A 21,409-nucleotide genomic window follows, 5' to 3' on the forward strand; every position below is an offset into this window, starting at 1 on the left:
AAAAGAAGGTGTTTTTTTGATACCATTACTCATTTTAGGCTTATTAAAACAAAATCCAGGTTCATACGGATACGAATTATTAGCGCTAATGGAAGAGAGACAGTATAAATATATAGTGAATTTTACTAAAGGGTCCTTCTATTACAATCTTCAACAATTAGAAGAAAAACAATATATTCAAAAAGTGGACCAATTAGATAATACGAGAGAGAAGCGTAATTATATTATAACAGAACTAGGTGATAAAGAATTTGAAAAATTGATGGTTAAGTATGGTTCTAAGACAGATTATATAAACTTATCTTTTTATGCAGCAATGTTATTTGCAGATGAATATAAGAAAGAGGAACTAACTAAACTAATAAAAATCCAAATCGAACAAACGCAAAAGAAAATTTTTTTATTGGAACAAACACTGCAGCATAATGAAACAATTCCTACTTATTTCAAAAAGATGTTGGAGAATTCCCGTTCCCATCATCTAGTAAATGTTCAATGGTTTGAAGGATTGCTAAAAGATATAAGTAATGAAAAAAGATAAGAGGCATTGAAATAAAAGTTTGGTTGTGCGAAAGATGGAGATCATTTCATAGTATACAAGCAAATTCTGTTAAATGGTTTGCGACAAAGATAATGAGGCTGGGACATAAGCATTTCAACTAACAATAAAAACTAACGATTATGTAATTGATTCACGTGAATATTCGTATTTGTTATTTGGATAAAGGTTTAAAAACAAAGTGGAATGGAGTGGAGGACGTTCGACTCCTGCGGGAAGTAGAGGAAAGGCTGAGACCCCGCAGCGCAGCGAGGAGGCTCCTCCCCGGCGCATCGTGCGTCTGTAACGCAATGGAACGACTTAGTTTTTACACTTGACTATATTTAAAAACATAGATAACCATCATGAGAAAGCAGCTTTATTTAAGAGCTAAATTAGAGATAGTTCGTCTTTAAAGTTTGGTTATTTAGTTTTGTCCATGCCTCATTATTATTTTATAATAAAAACACAAAAACTTTCTCCAGGAAGTAAACTATTACCCGTTATTCATAAAATTTTGTTTTTCCAAGTAATTTAATACAGTTTGTGAAAATTCGTGATGAGATTCTTTCGTATATTTTGCAATGGTGTAGATTTGAGCTAGATTTTTTAATCCTAATTGTTCTGTCATTTCTTTCAGTCGAGGGACATCCATATAGCGATTCCAGCCCTTTTCATCCCGTTCTGTATATATTTCAAGAATATCTTGGTCTGAATAATCCTGATAGGTATCATAGTGAACAAGCCCATGCTTTGGCAGTCGATCACGTGGAGCTGGATTTTCTGCAGGATACCCTAAAGAGTATCCTACAATAGGTACAACATTCTCTGGTAAATTTAGAAGTTTGCCGATTTGATCACAATTTGCAAGAGTAGAGCCCATATAGCAAATGCCAAGGCCAGCATTTTCTGCTGCTAAAGCAGAGTTTTGTGATACTAATGTTGCATCAATTGCACCTATCATAAAGCTCATATAATTATCAAAATGTACTGGCGCATCATTAAGCTTCAGCCACTTTCTCATTCGATTGAAATCTGCACAAAATGTAAGGAGAATAGGTGCATCCACAACCATGGATTGGTCCATATGTGCACTGTATAATTGATTTTTAAGCTCCTTATCCTTCGTAACAATGATAGAATAAGACTGCATATTACCACTTGATGAGGCGCGGATTCCTGCTTCTAAGATTTGATCCAATAGCTCTTGACTAACTTCCTTATCTTCATATTGTCTTATCGATCTATGGGCATGTATAACATCATTTAATTCCAAACAATCACTCCTAACTTAATATTTGCCTTTTCGCTAAACAATCACTTTCCATTTATTCTATGAGACATCCTCTTAAAATACAGTTTATTTTAAATACTTATAAAATTCCAGTAATTTTTATAGGTGCTTTACGAATTAAATGGTATTCTTTATGCATATGAATAGCTGAAAAAAGGAACTTGAATTTTGAAGAAGGGGAATAAAGCATGACAAAAATATCTATTGAAAAACCAAAAAAGGAACATGCGGAAATGATTCGAAAAATTTGTTCAACTGGTTGGCGGCAAACGGTAGAAGGCAAGCTGAGTGAAGAATGTCAGAATCAAACGGTTGATTTTTGGTACAAGCTTAATCGAATAGAAAAAGATATAGAGAATGGGAGCTATTCCTATGTTGCTCTTTTTGATTCTGAAGTAGTTGGCGTAATTGGAGGAGGAATAACGGGAGATAATGTCTCGGAGGTTTTTGTTCTTTATATAGATGAAAAATACCGCTATCAAGGGATTGGAAGACTTTTGCTTGAAGCATTGACGAAAGACCAGGTAGCCCTTGGCGCAACAAGGCAATGGGTTTCTGTACAAGAGGGAAATCACAGGGGAATCCCGTTTTATGAAGCAAGAGGATATATTTTTCAAGAGAAAAAGATAACCGTTACAGAAACAGGAGAAGAGCAGGTATCATTACGATATGCTAGAGCTATTTCTTAATTAATCATTTGGTTTGTTAAAAAGTAGGGAGGGAGTAGAGTGAATTTAGGAGAACCAATAGCTACTGGAAATACAGCAAAGATTTACTTAAATGATCATAAAATTTTCAAAATATATAAAGACTATCTTCCACCAACGGAATCGGCAATGGAAGCAGCGAAACAAAGGTTTGCTCATTCTTGTGGTTTACCTGTTCCAAAAGTGATAGAAATAACGAAAGTGAACAACAATCAAGTTTTAATAATGGAATACATAAAAGGAAAAACGTTAGGAGATCTCTTGTTTGAGAATCTTGAGATGGCTGAATATTATATGAGCAAGTCTATCGATATCCAACAACAAATTCATCATCATGAAGGAAACGATCTACAACCAATCACGGCAAAGTGGCGTAGACAAATTGAAGGCTCGCATATTTTAGAGGTTGAAACAAAATCACTGATTTTAGCTAAGTTAAAGTTAATGCCGAATGAGACCAGACTCTGCCATGGGGACTATCACCTTTTTAATCTCGTGCAAGCAGATGACAAAGTATGGATAATCGATTGGGTAGATGCTGGAGCAGGAGATGTTCGGGCAGATATATGTAGAACCTATCTCCTCTATTTGGAAAATCATCAGGAACTAGCTGATTTATATTTGAATATCTATTGTAGCAAGACCGGGGATACAAAAGAGGCGATATTAGAATGGATGCCCATCATTGCAGCCGCAAGATTAAGCGAAAATGATTCTCCAGAAAATAAAGACAAGCTTTTGAAGATTATTAATCGTTATATAGGATAACGAAAGTGAAACTTAAACCATTTTCATACGTAAAGATATAGGAAGATAACAAATTAAAGAAGTATTATGGGATTTGCCGAGGTTTTCAACGTAAGGTTATATATTTAAGAATAAGGAGTGGTTGAATATGGAAAGTAAAGGCTGTGTGAAATGCGGTGGAACGGAAGTAGGTACAAAAGATGTAGCAATGACAGGAACAGGCTTATCGAAGCTAATGGATATTCAGCATAATACATTTACTGTTGTTTTTTGCAAAAAATGTGGGTATTCAGAGTTCTATAATAAACAAACATCAAAAGGTTCTAATATTCTAGATTTGTTCTTGGGGTAAGTCCCCAAGCTAATAGACGGAAAAATCCTAACGTAATGAAGATGAAAAGAGACCAGTTGTGTAATGGTCTCTTTCATTTTGTCTACATATTTGAAAACGAAAATATGGAAAGCCTTATAGGGAATAATTATAATAAAGATATTCATAAAAATCTAAACATAGTGAGTGAAAAATGAAACAATCAAATGAGAAATTGAAAAGCATGGAGAGAACAAATTACCTAGTTGCTGCCTTTTTTATGGTGGCATTAGGACTTTTCTCCAGACGATTTAGTAATCTACTTCCGGACTTTATTAGTCAACATGCAGGAGACATGTTGTGGTCAATGATGATTTATTTTGGCTTTCGTTTTCTTCTTGGGGGGAAAAAAATCCTGCTTGCTATGGTAGGTAGTATCCTATTTTGTTTTGGAATAGAATTCAGTCAATTATATCAAGCAGATTGGATAAATGAGCTCAGAAATTCGACAATGGGTGCGTTGATATTAGGAAGGGGATTCCTTGTCGTTGATCTAGTCCGCTATTTATCTGGGATAGCAATAGCATGTCTGGTGGATAAATTATTAATTTGCAGAAAAAGATGATAGGTAAGCTAGAGTCCATTTTTTTAAAATGATACGCTTGTAAAGTCATTATAAGATATAACTTACTTCATTTAATGGAGCCATAGATTTAGAATAGGAGTCGCTTGCAAAATGAATAAAACGATTGGAATATTAGCACATGTCGATGCAGGAAAAACTACTTTTTCCGAACAGCTTCTTTATCACACAAATAGTATAAAAAAACGAGGGCGTGTGGATCATCAAAGTGCATTTTTAGATAGTCATCTAATTGATAAACAACGAGGTATCACCGTTTTTGCTGACCAAGGCATGATTGAACATGGAAATTCAACGTATTATTTAATCGATACCCCAGGACATGTTGATTTCTCTCCAGAAATGGAAAGAGCGATTCAAGTAATGGATTTTGCGATTGTCATTATTAGTGCAGTAGAGGGCATCGAGGGCCATACGGAAACAGTTTGGAGTCTTTTAAAAATACATCAGATTCCGACGTTTTTCTTTATCAATAAAGTGGACCGAACTGGAGCGGATGTAGAGCGTGTTCTCACAGAAATACGTTCACAATTTACGACCGAGGTATGTGATATATCCTCATTTGATGGCAGTAATATGTCCGAAGAGCTTATTGAATTTATGGCTGAACGAGACGAAGAGCTTCTTGATTACTATATGGATAAAGGCTATCAACCAACACTTTGGATCGACAAAATGCAGGAAATGATTCGTTCTTCTCGTCTTTATCCTTGTGGCTATGGATCTGCCTTACAAGATATCGGGGTAAAGGAATTTTTCCATTGTTTTGATCATTTGACGACAACATTGTACAAAAAGGATGAGCCGTTTTCAGGAAGGGTTTATAAAATTCGCTATGATGATTCTGGAACGAGGATTACCTTTATGAAAGCGAAAAGTGGAACGTTGTGTGTGAGAGAGGAGCTTATGTATGGAAATGGTGACATGGAGAAAGTCACACAAATACGTAAATATAATGGGACTCAATTTCAGCAAGTAAATGAAGTCAATGCTGGAGAGCTTTTTGCTGTAACAGGCCTTACAAATGCAGCTGTAGGCGATGGAGTCGGAGAACTTCTGGAGAAAGCAGAGTATGAATTAGTGCCAACTCTTCGTTCTAGGGTAGTTTTAGAACCAAGGATGAATAAAAAGGATGCCCTTACATTTTTTAAACTATTAGAAGCAGAGGATCCTTCCCTTCATGTGACATGGGAAGAAAAGCTGCAAGATATCCATTTACATGTTATGGGAAAAATACAGCTAGAGGTTCTTCGGGAAATCATATTTGAAAGATTTGCTATCCAGGTTCAGTTTGAACGGCCAGAAATTTTGTATAAAGAAACGATTGAGACAGACGCTATAGGTTATGGACACTTTGAGCCATTGCGTCATTATGCGGAGGTACATCTTCAATTAGAACCTGGTAAAAGGAATCGCGGGATTGTATTTGAGAGCAATTGTCATACAGATGATTTGTCTATTGCTATCCAAAATCTCATTTGCCAGCATCTCTTTGAGAGGGAGCATCATGGGATATTAACAGGATCACCGTTAACAGATATAAAAGTCACCCTATTAACGGGAAGAGCGCATAATAAACATACACATGGCGGAGATTTCAGAGAAGCTACCTTTCGAGCATTACGCCAAGGTTTAGAAAAAGTACGTAACCGCTTATTAGAACCGTATTATTCCTTTAAAATAAAAGTAGATATAGAACAAATGGGCAGGGTTTTGTCTGATATACAAATGGCATATGGGGAATTTAATACGCCTGAAACTATAGACGAGAAAGCAGTTCTCACAGGTAAGGTTCCTGTTGCTACCTTTATGGAATATAGTACGACACTTGCATCATTCACACAAGGAAAAGGGCAGCTTTCCTTAACATTTGCAGGTTATTATCCTTGTCATAACGAAGAGGATGTGATCGACAGGCTAGGCTATGATAAAAATGCTGATCCGGAATATACATCCTCCTCCATTTTTTGTGCAAAAGGAGCTGGATATACCGTTACTTGGGAAGAGGCAGAAGCGATGATGCATTGTCCAAAGAAGGCGGGAATGAATTCATGATTATTCGAAAGTTAGAACAAGAGGAAAGTCCTCCCATTGAATTATTATTAACAGCAGATCCATCTGAACGTCTAGTAAAGGAATATCTTAAAACGGGTATATGTTATATTGCGGAAGAAAAGAATCAATGGATTGGTGTCTATGTGTTGTTACCTATAAAGGAAGAATCAATCGAGTTAATAAATCTAGCGGTTGTTGAAATCTATCAAGGAAAAGGATTAGGGAAAAAATTAGTGATGCATGCGGTGAAGGAAGCGAAAAAGCTAGGATATAAAGTGATAGAAGTAGGTACTGGCAATAGTAGTATTGGTCAACTTGCACTCTATCAAAAATGTGGGTTTCGATTCAATCGAATAGATAAAGATTTTTTTCTCATAAACTATGAGGAAGAAATCTATGAAAATGGAATCCAGTGTGTGGATATGATAAGGCTCATACAGGATATATAATCCATTTTAGAAAAAGATAAATATTAGTAATTGACAGAAATATTACAAAGGTAACAAACTGTAATATTCCCTTCTAGCGCTACGGAATGCTAGAGAATATTCGAAAATTACTAGCTTGCTTGTAAACTAATTTTAAAAAGAATGACTTACTATTTTAATAGAATTGTAATTTAGAAACCTCTTTCATGTGTTATAACAATAGAGAAAGGGGTTTTTAGATGCGTTCCTTAAAAAAACTAATGGCCATTTCGCTAAGCAGTGTCATCTTTTTGGCATCAGCGATTATGGTACAAGCAGAAACGAGTCAAGAAACACTTAACAAAGCGAAAAATCAATTGAACCAAAATGAGCAATTGATTAACGAAAAAGAAGCAGAAAAGCAAAAAACTTTAAAAGAGTTGGAAACTGTTCAAGAAGACTTAAAAGCCGTTGAAACAGTAATGCAGCAAAATAAAGAAAAAATAGCGAATCTGCAAGCAAAAATTGAAGAAACGAAACAACAGATAGAGAAAAAGAAAGAAGAGATTGTTGTTTTAGAAGATAAAGTACTAGCACGTAAAGACGTTATGAAAGAGCGTCTAGTATCCTTGCAGAATACAGACCAAACGAACGTTGTTTTAGAAGTACTATTGAATGCAAAGGACTTCGCTGACTTTATTAGTAGAGCAACAGCTATTTCGCTTATTTTTGATGGTGATAAAGATATATTAGAGCAGCAGCAAGCAGATCTTGAAAAAATTGAAGAAGAGAAACTAGCAATTGATCAAAAAGAAGAAGAACTAACAGGCCAATATGATCAACTAGCTGCTTCTCAAAATGATCTGCAACAAAATCTAGCTAAGAGACAAGAAGCACTTTCAGCTGTGCAGAAAAAGTTTGCGGCAGTTTCAAAAGAAGTGGAACTAGCTGAAAGCGAAAAAAATGCCGTGCTTGCACAAATTAATGAAGCAGAGTCTGCATTAAAGCAAGAACAAAAAGAAGCAAAGAAGAATAATGCAGGGAAGGCAGCTTCAACAAGTAAAGTGGCAAGTGTATCAAGTAAAGCATCTTCTAGTAAATCGACTAGCAAGTCTTCTAGTAATAAAGATGTTATTTATGTAACGGCTACTGCTTATAGTCATGAAGATACAAAATCTGATTATACAGCACTTGGATATAATATAAAAAAGAATAAGAATATGAAGTTAATTGCAGTCGATCCATCTGTCATCCCATTAGGTTCGAAAGTTTGGGTAGAAGGATATGGAGAAGCCATTGCAGGAGATACTGGTGGGGCTATTAAGGGACATAAAATAGATGTTTTAATGCCTTCAACCAAAAAAGCAAAGGCTTGGGGACGCAAAACTGTGAAAATAAAAATATTGAACTAATTTACTATTACTTTTTATCTTAATATGCAAGACTCTTTATTATGAAGAGTCTTTTTTTATTTTGGCGGAGAATTTATATGCAAAAAAGGAGGAGTGCTATTAGGCACTCCTTAAATCTATCAATTTCAAGGGGGGACTTGAAAAAGCTATTAATGACTATATAATTATCATACCCATATATTATGAATAATATATGACGAAACTATCAATAAATTATAAATAAATTGTTAAGATTAACTGGAATGGAATAACTTACGATAGTGTTTAGTATTTCTCTCTTATTAGTCTATTTTTTAAGTTTTTCCCACGTATCATCTAATGCTTTCATTGTTTCCTCACGTGATTTTTGATTTCCTACATATGCTTGAAGACTAGCTCCAAACTCTTGACCAGCACCATCAGGATATTTCATAAACTGCCATGTATAGGTTTTTCCTTCTTGTGAATACTTTTGGATTTCAGCCCCTAATGGACCAATGTCATCTGCGGTTGCTTGGATTGATTCAAATGCTGGAACATATTTGAAATCTTTTACAATCGATTCTTTTGCAAAATCGGAAGTTACCATCCAGTTTAAGAAATCTAATGCTGCTTCTTTGTCTTTTTCAGGGGCATCTTTATGAACGACCCAGTTTGTAGGTACATCAACCATTAGCTTATCTGATTTTGCTTCATCATCACTTAATGGCATTGGAATAAAACCTACTTCTAAGTTAGGAGTAATTTTATCTATCATTGGTTGAATCCAGTTACCTTGTTGAATCATTGCTGTTTCACCAGTTGCAAACAAAGTTACTTGTGTATTATAGTCTGTTGTTAACGGGTTTTTATTACCGTAGTCTATAGTTAAATCTAGTAAATCAAAAAAATTATTAAAGTGCTCATTGCCTGCGATTTTTGTAGAGCCATCATTTAATCCTTTGATAAATGCATCTGCATCATCTTGATAAGCAAAGGGTACATTCAGTCCATGATTAGCTAATACCCACCATTCTCCATACCCAATTGAAAAAGGAGTAATGCCAGCAGCTTTTAATTTTTCTGCAGCAGTTTCTAACTCAGAAAAAGTAGTTGGTAATTCGGTAATTCCTGCTTTTTTAAATAACTCTTTATTGTAGGCAAAACCGTATCCCTCTAGATTCACAGGCTGGCCATAGATTTTTCCATCAACCGTCATTGGCACTAACGCACTTTCATAAGCGTCATCTACCCATGGCTGATCCGACAAATCTTCTAATTTATCTAGCCAAGTCACCGCCTCTTGATATCCACCATTTCCAAAAATATCAGGAGCAGTATTAGACGCGAATTTCGCCTTTAAGGCTGCTGTCCCATCTGCACCTCCACCGACTGTTTCAATATTAAATGTTACATTTGGATGTTCTTTTGTATATTGGTCTGTTAGTGCTTTTAATTGATCAGCTATTTCTACTTTCCCATTAAATAAGTCAACGACAACTTTATCATCTTTACTAGATTCATTATTACTTGAAGCCCCTTCATTGGAACAAGCACTTGCAAAAAGAAGGGAAGCAGTTAAGATACCAGTTAGTAGGGAATACCTTTTCATTTTTTTGAACTTCATGTGATTTCCTCCTGTTTATAGAAAATATCGTATTTATTTGGAAGAGGCAGCTTTATAATAAAAGAATTAATTATGAAAACAACCTCTTTGTTCCTTATTTAATAGACCCGCTAGTAATGCCTTGGATAATGTGTTTTTGCATAGAAAAGAAGAAAATTAATAATGGGATGATTCCTATCATAAGTGCGGCTAATGCAAGATCCCATTGTTTTGTATATTGACCAAAGAAAAAGAATGTAGCAAGTGGAATCGTCCGCAATTCTGGATTTTGTAATACGAGTGACGGTAATAAATAGTCATTCCATATCCATAAGCTATTTAAGATAATGATTGTTACTGTAATCGGTTTTAATAATGGAAAAACAATTCTCCAAAATACTCCAAACCGGGAGCAACCATCTATAATAGCTGCTTCTTCTAATTCCACTGGAATTCCTTTAATAAAACCATGGTATAAAAAGATTGTCATCCCAGACCCAAATCCTAGATACATGAACACTAGACCCCAAATACTGTTAAGTAAGTGTAAGCTAGATGCTGTTTTAATAAGTGGAATCATAATCGATTGGAAAGGAATAATCATTGCGGCAACAAAGGCCATAAAGATGATATTACTTATTTTCTTTTTTGTTCTGACAAGCATGTAAGCGGCCATCGAACAGAACACTACTAATACAAGATTGCTTGCAATAGTTACAAGAAGAGAGTTGCTAAATACTTTAAGAAAATTTAACTTTTCAAAAGCATTTAGATAATTTTCAAAATGAAGTGAACTTGGTAATGCAGATGTATTGGTTAATATTTCGGCAAAAGATTTTAGTGAATTCGAAATAACATAATAAAATGGAATTAAAAATAGCAAGCCTAATATTATACCGAAGATTTCCACCAATAAAGTTTTGCTAGTGTATTTATTCTCCATCAAGATTCCACCTCTTTTTTCTTTGTAATCATAACCTGTATAATGGAGATGGTTGCTACGACAATAAAGAAGATAAGTGCTTTTGCTTCCCCGATTCCGTAGCGATTATTTACAAATGCCTCTGTATAAATATTAAGCGCTAACATTTCTGTTGATTTAAACGGCCCTCCATTTGTTAAGGAAAGATTCGCATCAAATATTTTAAATGAAGATGCAGTTGTTAAGAATAAACAGATGGTGACTGCCGGTGCTACGAGCGGGATTTTAATATTTCGTAAGACTTGAAAATGGTTCGCTCCATCGATTTTTGCTGCTTCGATTAGTTCTTTCGGAATATTTTGTAAGGCTGCAATATAAATGAGCATAATATATCCTGCACCCTGCCATACGCTGACAATTACAATTCCCCAAAAGGCAGTATTTTTATCTCCTAACCAAGCGAGCTCAAATAGTGGAATTCCAGTTAGTTCCCCAATAGAGGCAAACCCTCTAATGAATATAAATTGCCAGATAAATCCGAGTAAGAGGCCGCCAAGTAGATTAGGCATAAAAAACACCGTACGTAATAAATTACTAGATTTTAGTTTTTGAGTTACAAGCAAGGCTAGACCAAAGCCAATTGTGTTTGTCAAAATAATTGCCACAATGGTATACAGAGCAGTGAGTTTGAAAGATTGGAGAAACTGAGTATCTTCTGTGAATATGTACTGAAAGTTTTCCAATCCTACCCATTTGATTTCTCCTGTAATTCCATTCCAATCAGTAAATGAGTAATAAATACCAGAAAAGAATGGAACGAGAACAACTATTGTAAACGCAATAAAGACTGGACCTACAAAAAGGGAAAACAACCCTACTTCCTTCCATTTTTTCTTTCTCTTTGTAGAGAGTGAATGTTTTCTGCTCACATTTGACTGTTGAACAAGGGGGGGGATTATTTTTTCTACATTATTTTGATTATTCACTTTCTGCACCTCCTGTATTTATAATATAATGAGATTAATAAAACAAGTAACCGTTTACATTGACGAGTAAGGTGTAATATATTGACCAATCCTTATGTATTATTTTTATATGGATACAATTTTGAGAGGGGGAAGAGAATTTATAGAATGACTTCTTTTAGTGCTGTGTATTGGAACGATGAAGTTGTTTGAAATTTCTCGATCATAAATGAAATGGGGTATACGGAAAAAACTGATGATTTTCTTACTTCTTGCTACTATTCTTCCTTTTGGTACCGGCATACTCCTTACTTATTATCAGACGATAAAGAATATTAACAAAGAGTCCCTTTCTTATAACACAGAGTTAATGGTAAAAGGAAGGGAAGAACTAACTACTTACTTAGAGGATATTGCATTAATATCCACTGTATTATATCGTTATACTCCTTTCATGAATGTGTTGACTCAAGGGGTCGGAGAGAATAACAAAGATAATATGGAGGAGGTACGTCGTGTATTAGCATATGTATATAATTCTCGTTCTGAGATTGAACAGATGCATTTATATATTAATAAAGGAAGAGACTCTTTTACAAATTATCACTCTCGAATAAGTGGAAGAGGGAAAAATCAAACAATCTATTTGCATCCTTATTATCGTAAATTAGAGCAGGGAAAAACAAACTATTCATTAATAGAACCACCACATACGATATATAGTTATAATGGATTGTCCATTATCCCTAACTCAGAGAAATCAACTGTCCTATCTTTTCATAACAAAATTAGAAATGTGCCATCTAACGATATTCTAGGGTTTATGTCTATTGATATAAATCTTTCAAAAATAAATGGAATTGTGAATAGGCTATATAAGGATAATGAAAATCTTTCCATTATAAATGAGAACGGAACGATTATTTACTCTTCTAATAAGGCTTTAATAGGGGAGAAAAGTCAGGATGAATGGGTTTATGCAGTACAGAATAATCCTCATCAAAATAGCATGAATTGGGATAGAAAGGATTTTTCAGGAGTAATCTTTTATGAAAATATTGCTGTTCAAGATAATAGTTGGTATATGATAAAAAGCATTCCTTACTCCAGTCTTTACAAAAGCGCAAAGGAAACGGCATATATGAATACGATTATTGCCTTAGTAGCTTTAATCATTGTTTTAATCATAACGATAATCATCTCCTTTAAAATCACAGCTCCCATTAAGGTTTTAATCGATAATATGAAAAAGGTGGAGCAAGGCATTTTTGAGACTGATTTTGAAATCAGAGGAAATGATGAAATTGGCATGCTTGGTAGACGGTTTAAATCGATGGTTTTACAAATCAATAGGTTAATAGACCAAGAATATAAATTACAATTGGAAAATAAATCAGCTCAACTGAAAGTATTACAATCACAGATAAATCCGCATTTTTTATACAATAGCTTTCAGTCTATTGGCACACTTGCACTAAAGATGAAGGCAATTCCTGTTTATTCACTATTGACTTCTCTATCGGATATGATGCGATACAGTATGAATATGAGAGAAGAAATGGTCCTATTCTCTCAAGAAATAAAGCACACTAAATCATACCTTGGTCTGCAGAAACAAAGATTTGAAGAAGAGCTGAACATAACGATGAACATTTCACCGGATACGAAAGAAATATTCGTTCCAAAAATGATTCTCCAACCAATCGTTGAAAACTGCTTTAAACATGGATTTAGCGATACGATGGAGGATGCAACAATATCCATCTGTTCTTATATAAAGGAGGGGCAATTAATATTTAGTGTTCAGGATAATGGAAGAGGTGTAAAAAAAGAAAAATTGGAGGTCATTCGTAAAGGATTGTATCGAAAAGAAACGATGAAGGAGGGAAAAGAACAAGACTCAATTGGTCTAAAAAATATTTACGATCGCTTGCAGCTTTACTATGGGGAACAAGCGACCTTAGTAATGGAAAGTGTGGAGAATAAAGAGTTTACAGTAATGGTTCGTATTCCAGTATCTTTACAAGAGGGAGTGGGAGGATATGAGGGCACTAATCGTTGATGATGAAAAGCATGTACGAGAAGGAATTAAGCTTCTTGCTGACTGGGAAGGAAATGAGATTACGGAAATTTACGAAGCAAGTAATGGAGAAGATGCCATTCAAATCATTCGATCATTAAATCCTGAAATAATATTCTCTGACATGAAAATGCCGAAATTGGATGGAACTCAGCTTTTAAAATGGATGGATGAGCATTACTGTGAAGGGAAAACCATTGTTGTTACCGGTTATGATGATTATCATTATATGCGAAAAGCGATGCATTATGGTAGCTCAGACTATTTGTTGAAACCAATCGATCCTGAAATGCTGAATGATACATTGATAAGGGTAGTGAATGAGTGGAAAGCGGAGGAAATGGAAAGGATAAATAAACTTAGTAAAAACCAACTTATTAATAAAATGAAGCCGGCATATCGAGACCAAAAGTTAACGCAGATTATTAACAATGTTCCAGTGGACAAATTTGTGTGGGAAGAATTTCGTTTAACAAAGGCAGCGGCATATACAATTGGGCTTCTACAAGTAAGTAATATAGCCGTTGAGCAATTTGGTGGAGATAAAGATATTACCTTTTTTACGCTATTAAATATAATAAATGAGCAACTCAGCAAAAAAAGTGGTGGAATTGCATTCAGATATATAACAAGTAAAGGGGAAATTGTCCTTCTTTTAAAAAAAAATAAAAAAGAATCACTTATCATAGCTAAGGAAATACAAATTAATATTCAGCAATTATTAGGTTTGACTTGTACGATTGCAATAGGGATCGAAGTAAACTCTGCAGTACAGTTGAGTCTTTCTTATCAACATGCTAAGTCTATGATAATGAATAGAAATGTTTTAAGAAATAACCAAGAAAAAATTGTGATAAATAATGATGAAATAGAGATTAAAAGTTTAATGGATTATGGTAGTTCTATTAAAATTGCCATACAAACAGGTGAAATGGATGCTTTTCATTCACTTATTGGACAAATTCAAACAGATTTCATTCAAAAAAAGCAATTATGCCTCAGGCAGCTTTTCCATTTGGAAAATGAATATCAGATGCTAAGTGCTAGATGGTACAAAGAATTTAATATTCCCTTTAGCCTACCTACAGATTTAGAGGAGAGAATTCAGTCATTTATTGATAAAGAAGATGTATTTCAGTTAGAAGCATATAAAGACAGGAAGAAAAGAGAAATTGCATTGTTTCTTAGACGAGTAAAAAGACAAAATACAAGAACATCAAAAAATATTATCCAAGAAATTGAAAAGTACATAAAAGCGAATTTTCATCGAGAGATTAAACTTCAGGAAATTTCAGAGCGTTTCTACATAAGCAGAGAATATATATCGAGAAAATTTAAACAGGAGTATCATATAAATATTTCTGAGTATTTAGTATCCATACGCATACAAAAAGCACAAGAATTATTGGAAAATAGTAATCTAAAGGTGTATGATATTGCAAATTTGATCGGCTATCAAGACGATAAATATTTTCGCAAAGTATTTAAAAAAATAGTTGGCATCTCCCCAAACGAATATCGTGAGAAGAAAAAATAGATAAGCTAAAGTAAAAATTTATACTTTGATCTACTCGGAGGTATTCAGAAATAAAAAAGAAAGGTGTTTCAAGTGAACTACGATAAATTACTACATATCGAAACCGAAAAAATACAATTAGGATTCAATAAATCATACCATTATCATCGGTATGAACCTACTCCATACGAGCATTTAGAACAGCTGTTTCAAGAATTTCCCCTTCATGAGACTGATCATATAGTCGATTTTGGATGTGGGAAAGGTCGATTGAACTTTTTTATTCATTATTTATTTCAATCTACTGTAACTGGAATAGAAATGAATGAAGAATATTATCAAGATGCTTTAGTAAATATAGAACACTATTCAAAAAACAGGAAGAGTAGGAAAGAGAAGATATGCTTTCTGTTAGGGAAAGCAGAGGATTATTCAATACAGCCACAAGATAATTATTTTTATTTTTTTAATCCTTTTTCTCTGCCTCTCTTTCAAAAGATTGTCAGTAATATAATGTATTCGCTAGAAGAAAACAGTCGCCTGGTGAAAGTCATTCTCTATTACCCCTCAAATGAATATCAAATTTTTATGGAGAGCCATCCATTCTTTGAAAAAGAGGGGGAGGTAAAAGTAGGGAATAAAAAGGATAAGGACAAGTTTATAATATATAAGTCTATGTATTGGTAGAAAAAATTTATAGCATGGGTTAACATTTTTTATATTTGTTTATGTTTTCCATGTAATATAATACCAAAATGAAACCATTGTCTAAAATAGATTTATCCTTTATATTCAAGTATATAAGTAAAAAGACTTAGGATAAAAGTCGTTTTAAATTTGTAAAATACGTAAATGGGAACAGCTGCTAATTCAAGAATGATATCCCTCATAGACGTATTTATAGAGGAGAAATTACTATTTTTACATTGCCAAGTGTCGATCAAGTAACATATATACAGGTTGAATATTCAGTTCCTATCATTGCTTTATCTGTATTAATTGCATGTTTAGCTTCTTATACGTCCCTTTCTATGAATGAACGGATCGTTTATCATAGTTTTTTTCATCGCTATATATGGTTAGGTTTAGCGGCGATTACGATGGGCTTCGGAATTTGGTCTATGCATTTTATTGGGATGAGCGCGGTTAAGCTTCCGATTGATATGACTTTCAATATACCATTAACGGTTCTTTCCGTAGTGCCAGCTATATTAGCTACATTTTTGGCTTTCAGTATATCTAGTAAGGCAAAGAATTCTAGTAAATGGATTGCATTTGCTGGAATCTTTATGGGGATGGGCATAAGTAGCATGCATTATATTGGAATGAAAGCAATGAAGTCAGAGGCTGATTATGCCTACCATTTAGGCTATTTTATTTTATCCATTTTCATCGCTATAATAGCTTCTTTTTTTTCGCTGTTTATCTTTATGAAGCTACAAAGATATATGAATAATTTTATCGTGAAAATTGTTACCTCCCTTTTGATGGGGGGAGCGATATCAAGTATGCATTATGCAGGGATGTATGCCATTCGATATTATGTAGATACAGAAATGGAACTTACCCATACGCACTCACACCATGTTAGTATAAAAGCAATTATTATTGGTGTAACAATCGGTATCTTTGTTATTTTATTATTCTCTATTTTGTCTAGCCTATTGGATCGCTATGTTGATTATCGCTTAAATTACTTTGATGCATTAACAAAGCTTCCAAACCGAAGACAGTTCGAAAAGTTGATCGAATCCTCCACTTATTTTAGTGGTCTGGCAATCCTTCATATACATGACTTAAATAAATGGAATGGTAAGTATGGTTATTACTTTGGAGATAAAATTATAGGTTATATCGAAGAATTATGTACGAAACTAATACAAACGAATGTAGAATTGTTCCGAATAGAGGGAAATCGTTTTGCGATTGTCAGTACAACTAATGAAGCCTTAGATAAATTAATGTTGGAATTAAATCAATTAACTGCTATTTTATCTAATCCGGTAACTATTGATGATCGAATCATCAAAGTAGAGACAGCAATTGCATTATCAGTCAATGAGAAAAAAGCAACTTCCAAGCAGCTATATGAAAATGCTGTCGCTATTTTAACACATTATTCCATTCGCTTTGAAAATGAAATCATCATGTATGATCCAGAAAAACATAAACAGACTTTTGCTAAACATCTTGTGAATGAGATAGAGGATGCCCTATTAGAAAAGCATTTATATTTAGTTTATCAGCCTAAAGTATTTCTAAAGTCAAGGGAAGTCGCTGGATTAGAAGCTTTATTAAGATGGAAGCATCCTTTGTATGGAGAGTTGTCGCCAGATGTGTTTATCCCGATTTTAGAAGCATCTGATAAAATGTATGATGTCACAGATTGGATTATTGAAGAGGTATCTAAACAAATAGATGTATGGCAACAGCAAGATAGATATATACCAGTAGCTATTAATATACCTGGCTCCTATGTAACCTCACCAAGGCTAATGACAAGCTTAACCACTAATGTAGAGAAATACAAGTTAATGCCCCATTTGATTGAGTTAGAAATAACAGAAACAAGTGCAGTTGGTAATATTGAAGGGGCAATTCAATCTGTTCAGGCTTTTAGAAATGTTGGCTTTACAGTAACACTGGATGATTTCGGAACAGGGGTTTCCTCTTTATCTTATTTGAAAAGAATTCCTGTAAACACCTTGAAAATTGATAAATCCTTTATTGATGGGGTTCCGGAGTCCCAAAAAGACGGAGAAATTATTAAAGCAATCATAGCTCTCGGAAGTTCCTTGCATTTGAGCATTGTAATAGAAGGGGTAGAAAGAGAAGAACAGATTAACTATTTAGCTTCTATAAATGAATGGCCAATTATCCAAGGATATTATTATGCGAGGCCAATGACTGTCTTTGCTTTGGAAGAGTGGCTATTCCATTTTCAAAAGGGTGAAACAGATATTCATCAATAAGAGGAATCAAGATCATCCGTATCGATGTAAAAGAAAGGATGATCTTTCTTTTTGCAAAAGTATCTGTATTTTGTAACTGGGATTTTGTAGAATGAATTCATTCTCTTATGTGGGAGAGCTATTCTGCGTAAAGTTTAATATCTTTAGAGAATACCCTTGTCTTTTCGCTATCACAGGAATGCTTTTCTAATGGAAGAGATGTTGAACGTGGAGCAGTTACTTTTCTAGTTTTTGCGAAGAAAGACTGATAAAATATGAAAGAGAAACAACAAAAGATCATTACTAAAAATAGGCTGTTTAGTACGAAACTCATTTATGCATCCTCCTTTGATTGTACCGATAACTTAACTATACAGTTGATTAATGAAGACAATATAAAGAAAGAGTTAATTTTAAATGGAATCCGTGTAAAGAAAAAAAGGCTATTGAATAAAAAGAGGTGAATCAATGTATTTATCAGTGAAGGAAACTGCAGAATTGCTTGCTGTATCAGAAATAAAGGTAAAAAATCTGATTTTACAAAATCAAATTAGAGCAATTTTTGATGGAAACGATTATCTTATCAACAGAGAGCAATTTAATACACATTTTAAGCAAGTAGAGAAATATAAAAAGTTTGTGGAAGAAGTATGGAGTGAGCCGATTCCAGAAGATTTAGACATTAAAGATGAGGATTAAAAAGCTATTATTAGATAAATAGGATATCTTCGCATGAAACCATAAGGTTTTGCAGAGATATCCTTATATTAGATTTACACTTCTAGCCAAGAATGGGACCAATTTTCAATTTCTTTCATAATTGGCTCTAATGAACGCCCTTTTTCTGTTAAAGAATATTCAATTCTAACAGGAGTTTCAGGATATACCACTCTTGCTACAATTCCAGCTTGCTCTAAATCCTTTAATCTCTCCGATAAAAGTCTTCCGCTTATTCCAATGGAGGATTCCATAGTACAGAAACGTTGAGGACCATTCAATAGCTGATAAATAATTAAACCAGTCCAGCGTTGGCTTAAAATACTCATTGCTTTTTCAAACCTTGGACAAATTGTCATTTGGTTCATTTTAATATCCCCCCTTCCAATAATTATACAATAAATATTATTTTAAGTAAAAATATTATGAATTGTAATTAGATTACTTTACAATCGTTTATTATTAAAATAAAATTACTTACATAAAGTAAGTACGAAAGATGGTTAGGAGGAGAAAGAAATGACATTTCACAGAACCCCAAATATCTATGCAAAAAGTGTCAAGTTAAAGGTAGCTGATTTAGAAGAGTCACTATTATTTTACCAAAATGTGATTGGTCTTTCGATTGCAAGCAAAGAGAAGAAACAAGCAGCATTACGTGCAGGAACAGGGGAAGCATTTTTATTTATCGAGGAATTAGATCAAGTCGAGCCCAAGAAAATGCGGACAACAGGACTTTATCATTTAGCAATATTAGTCCCTTCCAGAGAGCAGCTTGGAAATGTATTTAAGCATTTGCTAGAAACAGGATATCCATTACAAGGTGCCTCTGATCATTATGTCAGTGAAGCAATCTATTTAGCTGATCCGGATGGAAACGGAATTGAAATATATTGCGATAAAAATCCAGCAGATTGGCAATGGGATGGCAACTTTGTAAGAATGGATACGGCCTATATGGACACAAAAGGAGTGCTTGCAGCTTCTAGTAATAGCAAATGGAATGGTCTTCCTGATGGAACTATTCTTGGTCATATTCACTTACATGTTGCAGAATTAGAAGAAACAGTTGATTTTTATGTAAAAGGATTGGGCTTTGATGTCGTTCAAAAATATGGATCTCAGGCATTTTTTCTTTCCACTGGCCGCTATCACCATCACATCGGTTTAAATGTCTGGAACGGTATTGGTGCACCTGTTCCAAAGAAAAATCATGTTGGTTTAGCTTATTATGATTTACAGATACCTAGTGAGGAAAAGCTTGAAGAATTGACACAAAGATTGACAGAGCTTGGAGCAACTCTCACAAAGGATAAGGATAATTTATACACATATGATCCTTCGGGAAATATGATTCGTTTGGTTACTGCTTAAAAAATAAAAAAATTGCATATTTCCCCTAATCTTATTAAACTTTTAATTAAAGAATATGAAAATTCTAGGCGTGTTTAAAACTAACAAATTTTAGAGGTGGGGAAGTAGTTGCACTATAATGAAGGAGTTTACCAATATTTTATCGATAATACGGATAGATTAACAGAAGAGTGGTATAACAATCTAACAAAAAATGATCCGAAAGGTGTCTATGCAACATCTGACCCACATGTAATTGAAATCATGAAAAAACAAAATAATGATTTTCATTACAGACTCGCTGGCATTTTTATTAAGGAAAAGCAACTATTTCTTGAAGATATAGAGGAATGGATTTTTGAAATTGCAACAGATCAAGCACATTTAGATACGCCAATCCATTTTATTATTCGGGAATTTATTCGTACGAGAGAACAATATTTTCAGCTAATTGAAGAATATGCTACAGAACATGATGTTAGTCATAAGCGAGTAATTGGATGGAATCATTCTGTTATGAAAGTTCTAGATAAGATAATTTTAAAATATACAGAGGAGCATCATCATTATTCGAACCGACAGCTTGAAGCACAGCAAGAAATGATTAATGAGCTAAGTTCTCCAGTTATTTCCTTGAGTAAAACAAGAGCACTCTTGCCCCTTGTTGGAGATATCGATACTGCCCGTGCTGCTGCAATATTGGAAAACACAATCAAACAATGTGCAGAAAAAAAGGTATCTCAGTTATTTATTGACCTATCTGGTGTAATTATTATTGATACCATGGTTGCTCATCAAATCTTTCAACTTATTAATGGGCTAAGCTTAATTGGGGTCAAAACGACGCTATCGGGTATTCGACCAGAAATTGCTACAACTGCAATCCAATTAGGATTATCATTTGAAGATATTTCGATTGCTTCCACGCTTTCTAAAGCAATTGAACAAGATGTTCATTTCCAAAAATAATAGATTAAAGGCTATTTTCGTAAACATGAATTAGTGAAAGGGACGAGTAGGTTATCGCTAAATTCCTATTGTATGAAATATAACGACTATCACGCAGGATAATGGAGTGGACTTTCAAAGAGGTTCTATCATTATGATATTGTATGCTAGTAGGAAATTTACGCCAAGATTACCTTGCTGGCTCACACAAGCGCAAGCTCGCTGTAAAAAGGTTACCTGACGTACTTGTTCTCTTTCATCGATTTAGAAGTATTTAATC

The 21,409-nt window shown here is 34.1% G+C and carries 21 protein-coding genes; 15 read left to right on the plus strand and 6 right to left on the minus strand.

From position 1 onward, the window contains the following. Window positions 1-16: 16 nt before the first annotated feature. Window positions 17-541, plus strand: a complete 525-nt coding sequence (locus tag ACTNDN_RS18070) for a PadR family transcriptional regulator (RefSeq protein ID WP_441131664.1) — start codon at window positions 17-19, stop codon at window positions 539-541. Window positions 542-1,034: 493 nt separating this feature from the next. Here the strand turns inward: ACTNDN_RS18070 and ACTNDN_RS18075 are convergent, their stop codons facing one another. Then, window positions 1,035-1,814 (minus strand): nitroreductase family protein, encoded by a 780-nt coding sequence (locus ACTNDN_RS18075; protein ID WP_441131665.1) that lies wholly within the window; start codon window positions 1,812-1,814, stop codon window positions 1,035-1,037. Between the two features lie 206 nt (window positions 1,815-2,020). Here ACTNDN_RS18075 and ACTNDN_RS18080 point away from each other — a divergent pair, with 206 nt between their 5' ends. The 7 genes from ACTNDN_RS18080 (at window position 2,021) to ACTNDN_RS18110 (ending at window position 8,113) form a co-directional block, all read left to right on the plus strand. Beyond that, entirely contained in the window at window positions 2,021-2,521 is a 501-nt protein-coding gene (locus ACTNDN_RS18080) for a GNAT family N-acetyltransferase (protein WP_031537197.1), read from the plus strand. 39 nt (window positions 2,522-2,560) lie between these two features. Then, window positions 2,561-3,307 carry a phosphotransferase family protein gene (locus ACTNDN_RS18085; RefSeq protein ID WP_048716423.1) on the plus strand — a complete coding sequence of 249 codons (747 nt, stop codon included), beginning with the start codon at window positions 2,561-2,563 and terminating at the stop codon, window positions 3,305-3,307. A gap of 127 nt (window positions 3,308-3,434) precedes the next feature. After that, complete coding sequence (locus ACTNDN_RS18090) at window positions 3,435-3,638, plus strand: zinc ribbon domain-containing protein (RefSeq protein WP_031537193.1); 204 nt, start codon at window positions 3,435-3,437, stop codon at window positions 3,636-3,638. Between the two features lie 172 nt (window positions 3,639-3,810). Continuing rightward, a complete protein-coding gene (locus ACTNDN_RS18095; RefSeq protein ID WP_048716427.1) occupies window positions 3,811-4,221 on the plus strand; it encodes a ribosomal maturation YjgA family protein in 411 nt (136 codons plus the stop codon). Between the two features lie 111 nt (window positions 4,222-4,332). Further along, complete coding sequence (locus ACTNDN_RS18100; RefSeq protein ID WP_441131668.1) at window positions 4,333-6,294, plus strand: GTP-binding protein; 1,962 nt, start codon at window positions 4,333-4,335, stop codon at window positions 6,292-6,294. Next, entirely contained in the window at window positions 6,291-6,743 is a 453-nt protein-coding gene (locus ACTNDN_RS18105) for a GNAT family N-acetyltransferase (RefSeq protein ID WP_048716433.1), read from the plus strand. The genes ACTNDN_RS18100 and ACTNDN_RS18105 overlap by 4 nt, the downstream gene beginning before the upstream one ends. A 218-nt stretch (window positions 6,744-6,961) precedes the next feature. Then, window positions 6,962-8,113: a 3D domain-containing protein gene (locus ACTNDN_RS18110; RefSeq protein ID WP_031537187.1), complete on the plus strand. Its 1,152-nt coding sequence runs from the start codon at window positions 6,962-6,964 to the stop codon at window positions 8,111-8,113. A 286-nt stretch (window positions 8,114-8,399) separates the two neighbouring features. On the opposite strand, the gene ACTNDN_RS18115 is transcribed toward ACTNDN_RS18110, so the two are convergent. From ACTNDN_RS18115 to ACTNDN_RS18125, 3 genes are all read right to left on the minus strand, one after another. Then, window positions 8,400-9,698 carry an ABC transporter substrate-binding protein gene (locus ACTNDN_RS18115; protein WP_031537185.1) on the minus strand — a complete coding sequence of 433 codons (1,299 nt, stop codon included), beginning with the start codon at window positions 9,696-9,698 and terminating at the stop codon, window positions 8,400-8,402. A 94-nt stretch (window positions 9,699-9,792) separates the two neighbouring features. Next, window positions 9,793-10,620, minus strand: a complete 828-nt coding sequence (locus ACTNDN_RS18120; RefSeq protein ID WP_031537182.1) for a carbohydrate ABC transporter permease — start codon at window positions 10,618-10,620, stop codon at window positions 9,793-9,795. Continuing rightward, entirely contained in the window at window positions 10,620-11,528 is a 909-nt protein-coding gene (locus ACTNDN_RS18125) for a carbohydrate ABC transporter permease (RefSeq protein ID WP_396953867.1), read from the minus strand. Before ACTNDN_RS18125 ends, ACTNDN_RS18120 begins: the two co-directional genes overlap by 1 nt. Window positions 11,529-11,820: 292 nt before the next feature. Between ACTNDN_RS18125 and ACTNDN_RS18130 the strand changes: the two genes are divergently transcribed. From ACTNDN_RS18130 to ACTNDN_RS18145, 4 genes are all read left to right on the plus strand, one after another. Next, entirely contained in the window at window positions 11,821-13,626 is a 1,806-nt protein-coding gene (locus ACTNDN_RS18130) for a sensor histidine kinase (RefSeq protein ID WP_441131671.1), read from the plus strand. After that, a complete protein-coding gene (locus ACTNDN_RS18135; RefSeq protein ID WP_441131673.1) occupies window positions 13,607-15,181 on the plus strand; it encodes a response regulator transcription factor in 1,575 nt (524 codons plus the stop codon). Before ACTNDN_RS18130 ends, ACTNDN_RS18135 begins: the two co-directional genes overlap by 20 nt. A 72-nt stretch (window positions 15,182-15,253) precedes the next feature. Next, the gene (locus ACTNDN_RS18140) at window positions 15,254-15,847 is read left to right on the plus strand and encodes a methyltransferase (protein WP_239687065.1); all 594 of its coding nucleotides are present in this window, start codon (window positions 15,254-15,256) and stop codon (window positions 15,845-15,847) included. Between the two features lie 239 nt (window positions 15,848-16,086). Then, window positions 16,087-18,132: a bifunctional diguanylate cyclase/phosphodiesterase gene (locus ACTNDN_RS18145; protein WP_251627742.1), complete on the plus strand. Its 2,046-nt coding sequence runs from the start codon at window positions 16,087-16,089 to the stop codon at window positions 18,130-18,132. A 118-nt stretch (window positions 18,133-18,250) separates the two neighbouring features. Here the strand turns inward: ACTNDN_RS18145 and ACTNDN_RS18150 are convergent, their stop codons facing one another. Further along, window positions 18,251-18,445 carry a hypothetical protein gene (locus tag ACTNDN_RS18150; protein ID WP_031537172.1) on the minus strand — a complete coding sequence of 65 codons (195 nt, stop codon included), beginning with the start codon at window positions 18,443-18,445 and terminating at the stop codon, window positions 18,251-18,253. 134 nt (window positions 18,446-18,579) lie between these two features. Here ACTNDN_RS18150 and ACTNDN_RS18155 point away from each other — a divergent pair, with 134 nt between their 5' ends. Further along, window positions 18,580-18,810: an excisionase family DNA-binding protein gene (locus ACTNDN_RS18155; RefSeq protein ID WP_031537170.1), complete on the plus strand. Its 231-nt coding sequence runs from the start codon at window positions 18,580-18,582 to the stop codon at window positions 18,808-18,810. A 74-nt stretch (window positions 18,811-18,884) separates the two neighbouring features. Here the strand turns inward: ACTNDN_RS18155 and ACTNDN_RS18160 are convergent, their stop codons facing one another. Next, complete coding sequence (locus tag ACTNDN_RS18160; RefSeq protein ID WP_031537169.1) at window positions 18,885-19,196, minus strand: winged helix-turn-helix transcriptional regulator; 312 nt, start codon at window positions 19,194-19,196, stop codon at window positions 18,885-18,887. Window positions 19,197-19,347: 151 nt separating this feature from the next. Here ACTNDN_RS18160 and ACTNDN_RS18165 point away from each other — a divergent pair, with 151 nt between their 5' ends. After that, window positions 19,348-20,202 (plus strand): VOC family protein, encoded by an 855-nt coding sequence (locus ACTNDN_RS18165; RefSeq protein WP_048716454.1) that lies wholly within the window; start codon window positions 19,348-19,350, stop codon window positions 20,200-20,202. A 108-nt stretch (window positions 20,203-20,310) separates the two neighbouring features. Then, complete coding sequence (locus tag ACTNDN_RS18170) at window positions 20,311-21,150, plus strand: STAS domain-containing protein (protein ID WP_031537164.1); 840 nt, start codon at window positions 20,311-20,313, stop codon at window positions 21,148-21,150. Window positions 21,151-21,409 lie beyond the last annotated feature (259 nt).

Source organism: Niallia sp. HCP3S3_B10 (genome assembly GCF_052064465.1).
In the GTDB taxonomy this organism is placed as follows: Bacteria; Bacillota; Bacilli; order Bacillales; family Cytobacillaceae; genus Niallia; species Niallia hominis.

Coding starts and splice junctions, on each gene's coding strand:
- ACTNDN_RS18080 (WP_031537197.1), top strand. CDS start 2,021: ATGACAAAAATATCTATTGAAAAACCAAAAAAGGAACATGCGGAAATG.
- ACTNDN_RS18090 (WP_031537193.1), top strand. CDS start 3,435: ATGGAAAGTAAAGGCTGTGTGAAATGCGGTGGAACGGAAGTAGGTACA.
- ACTNDN_RS18095 (WP_048716427.1), top strand. CDS start 3,811: ATGAAACAATCAAATGAGAAATTGAAAAGCATGGAGAGAACAAATTAC.
- ACTNDN_RS18100 (WP_441131668.1), top strand. CDS start 4,333: ATGAATAAAACGATTGGAATATTAGCACATGTCGATGCAGGAAAAACT.
- ACTNDN_RS18105 (WP_048716433.1), top strand. CDS start 6,291: ATGATTATTCGAAAGTTAGAACAAGAGGAAAGTCCTCCCATTGAATTA.
- ACTNDN_RS18110 (WP_031537187.1), top strand. CDS start 6,962: ATGCGTTCCTTAAAAAAACTAATGGCCATTTCGCTAAGCAGTGTCATC.
- ACTNDN_RS18115 (WP_031537185.1), bottom strand. CDS start 9,698: ATGAAGTTCAAAAAAATGAAAAGGTATTCCCTACTAACTGGTATCTTA.
- ACTNDN_RS18120 (WP_031537182.1), bottom strand. CDS start 10,620: ATGGAGAATAAATACACTAGCAAAACTTTATTGGTGGAAATCTTCGGT.
- ACTNDN_RS18130 (WP_441131671.1), top strand. CDS start 11,821: ATGATTTTCTTACTTCTTGCTACTATTCTTCCTTTTGGTACCGGCATA.
- ACTNDN_RS18135 (WP_441131673.1), top strand. CDS start 13,607: ATGAGGGCACTAATCGTTGATGATGAAAAGCATGTACGAGAAGGAATT.
- ACTNDN_RS18150 (WP_031537172.1), bottom strand. CDS start 18,445: ATGAGTTTCGTACTAAACAGCCTATTTTTAGTAATGATCTTTTGTTGT.
- ACTNDN_RS18155 (WP_031537170.1), top strand. CDS start 18,580: ATGTATTTATCAGTGAAGGAAACTGCAGAATTGCTTGCTGTATCAGAA.
- ACTNDN_RS18160 (WP_031537169.1), bottom strand. CDS start 19,196: ATGAACCAAATGACAATTTGTCCAAGGTTTGAAAAAGCAATGAGTATT.
- ACTNDN_RS18165 (WP_048716454.1), top strand. CDS start 19,348: ATGACATTTCACAGAACCCCAAATATCTATGCAAAAAGTGTCAAGTTA.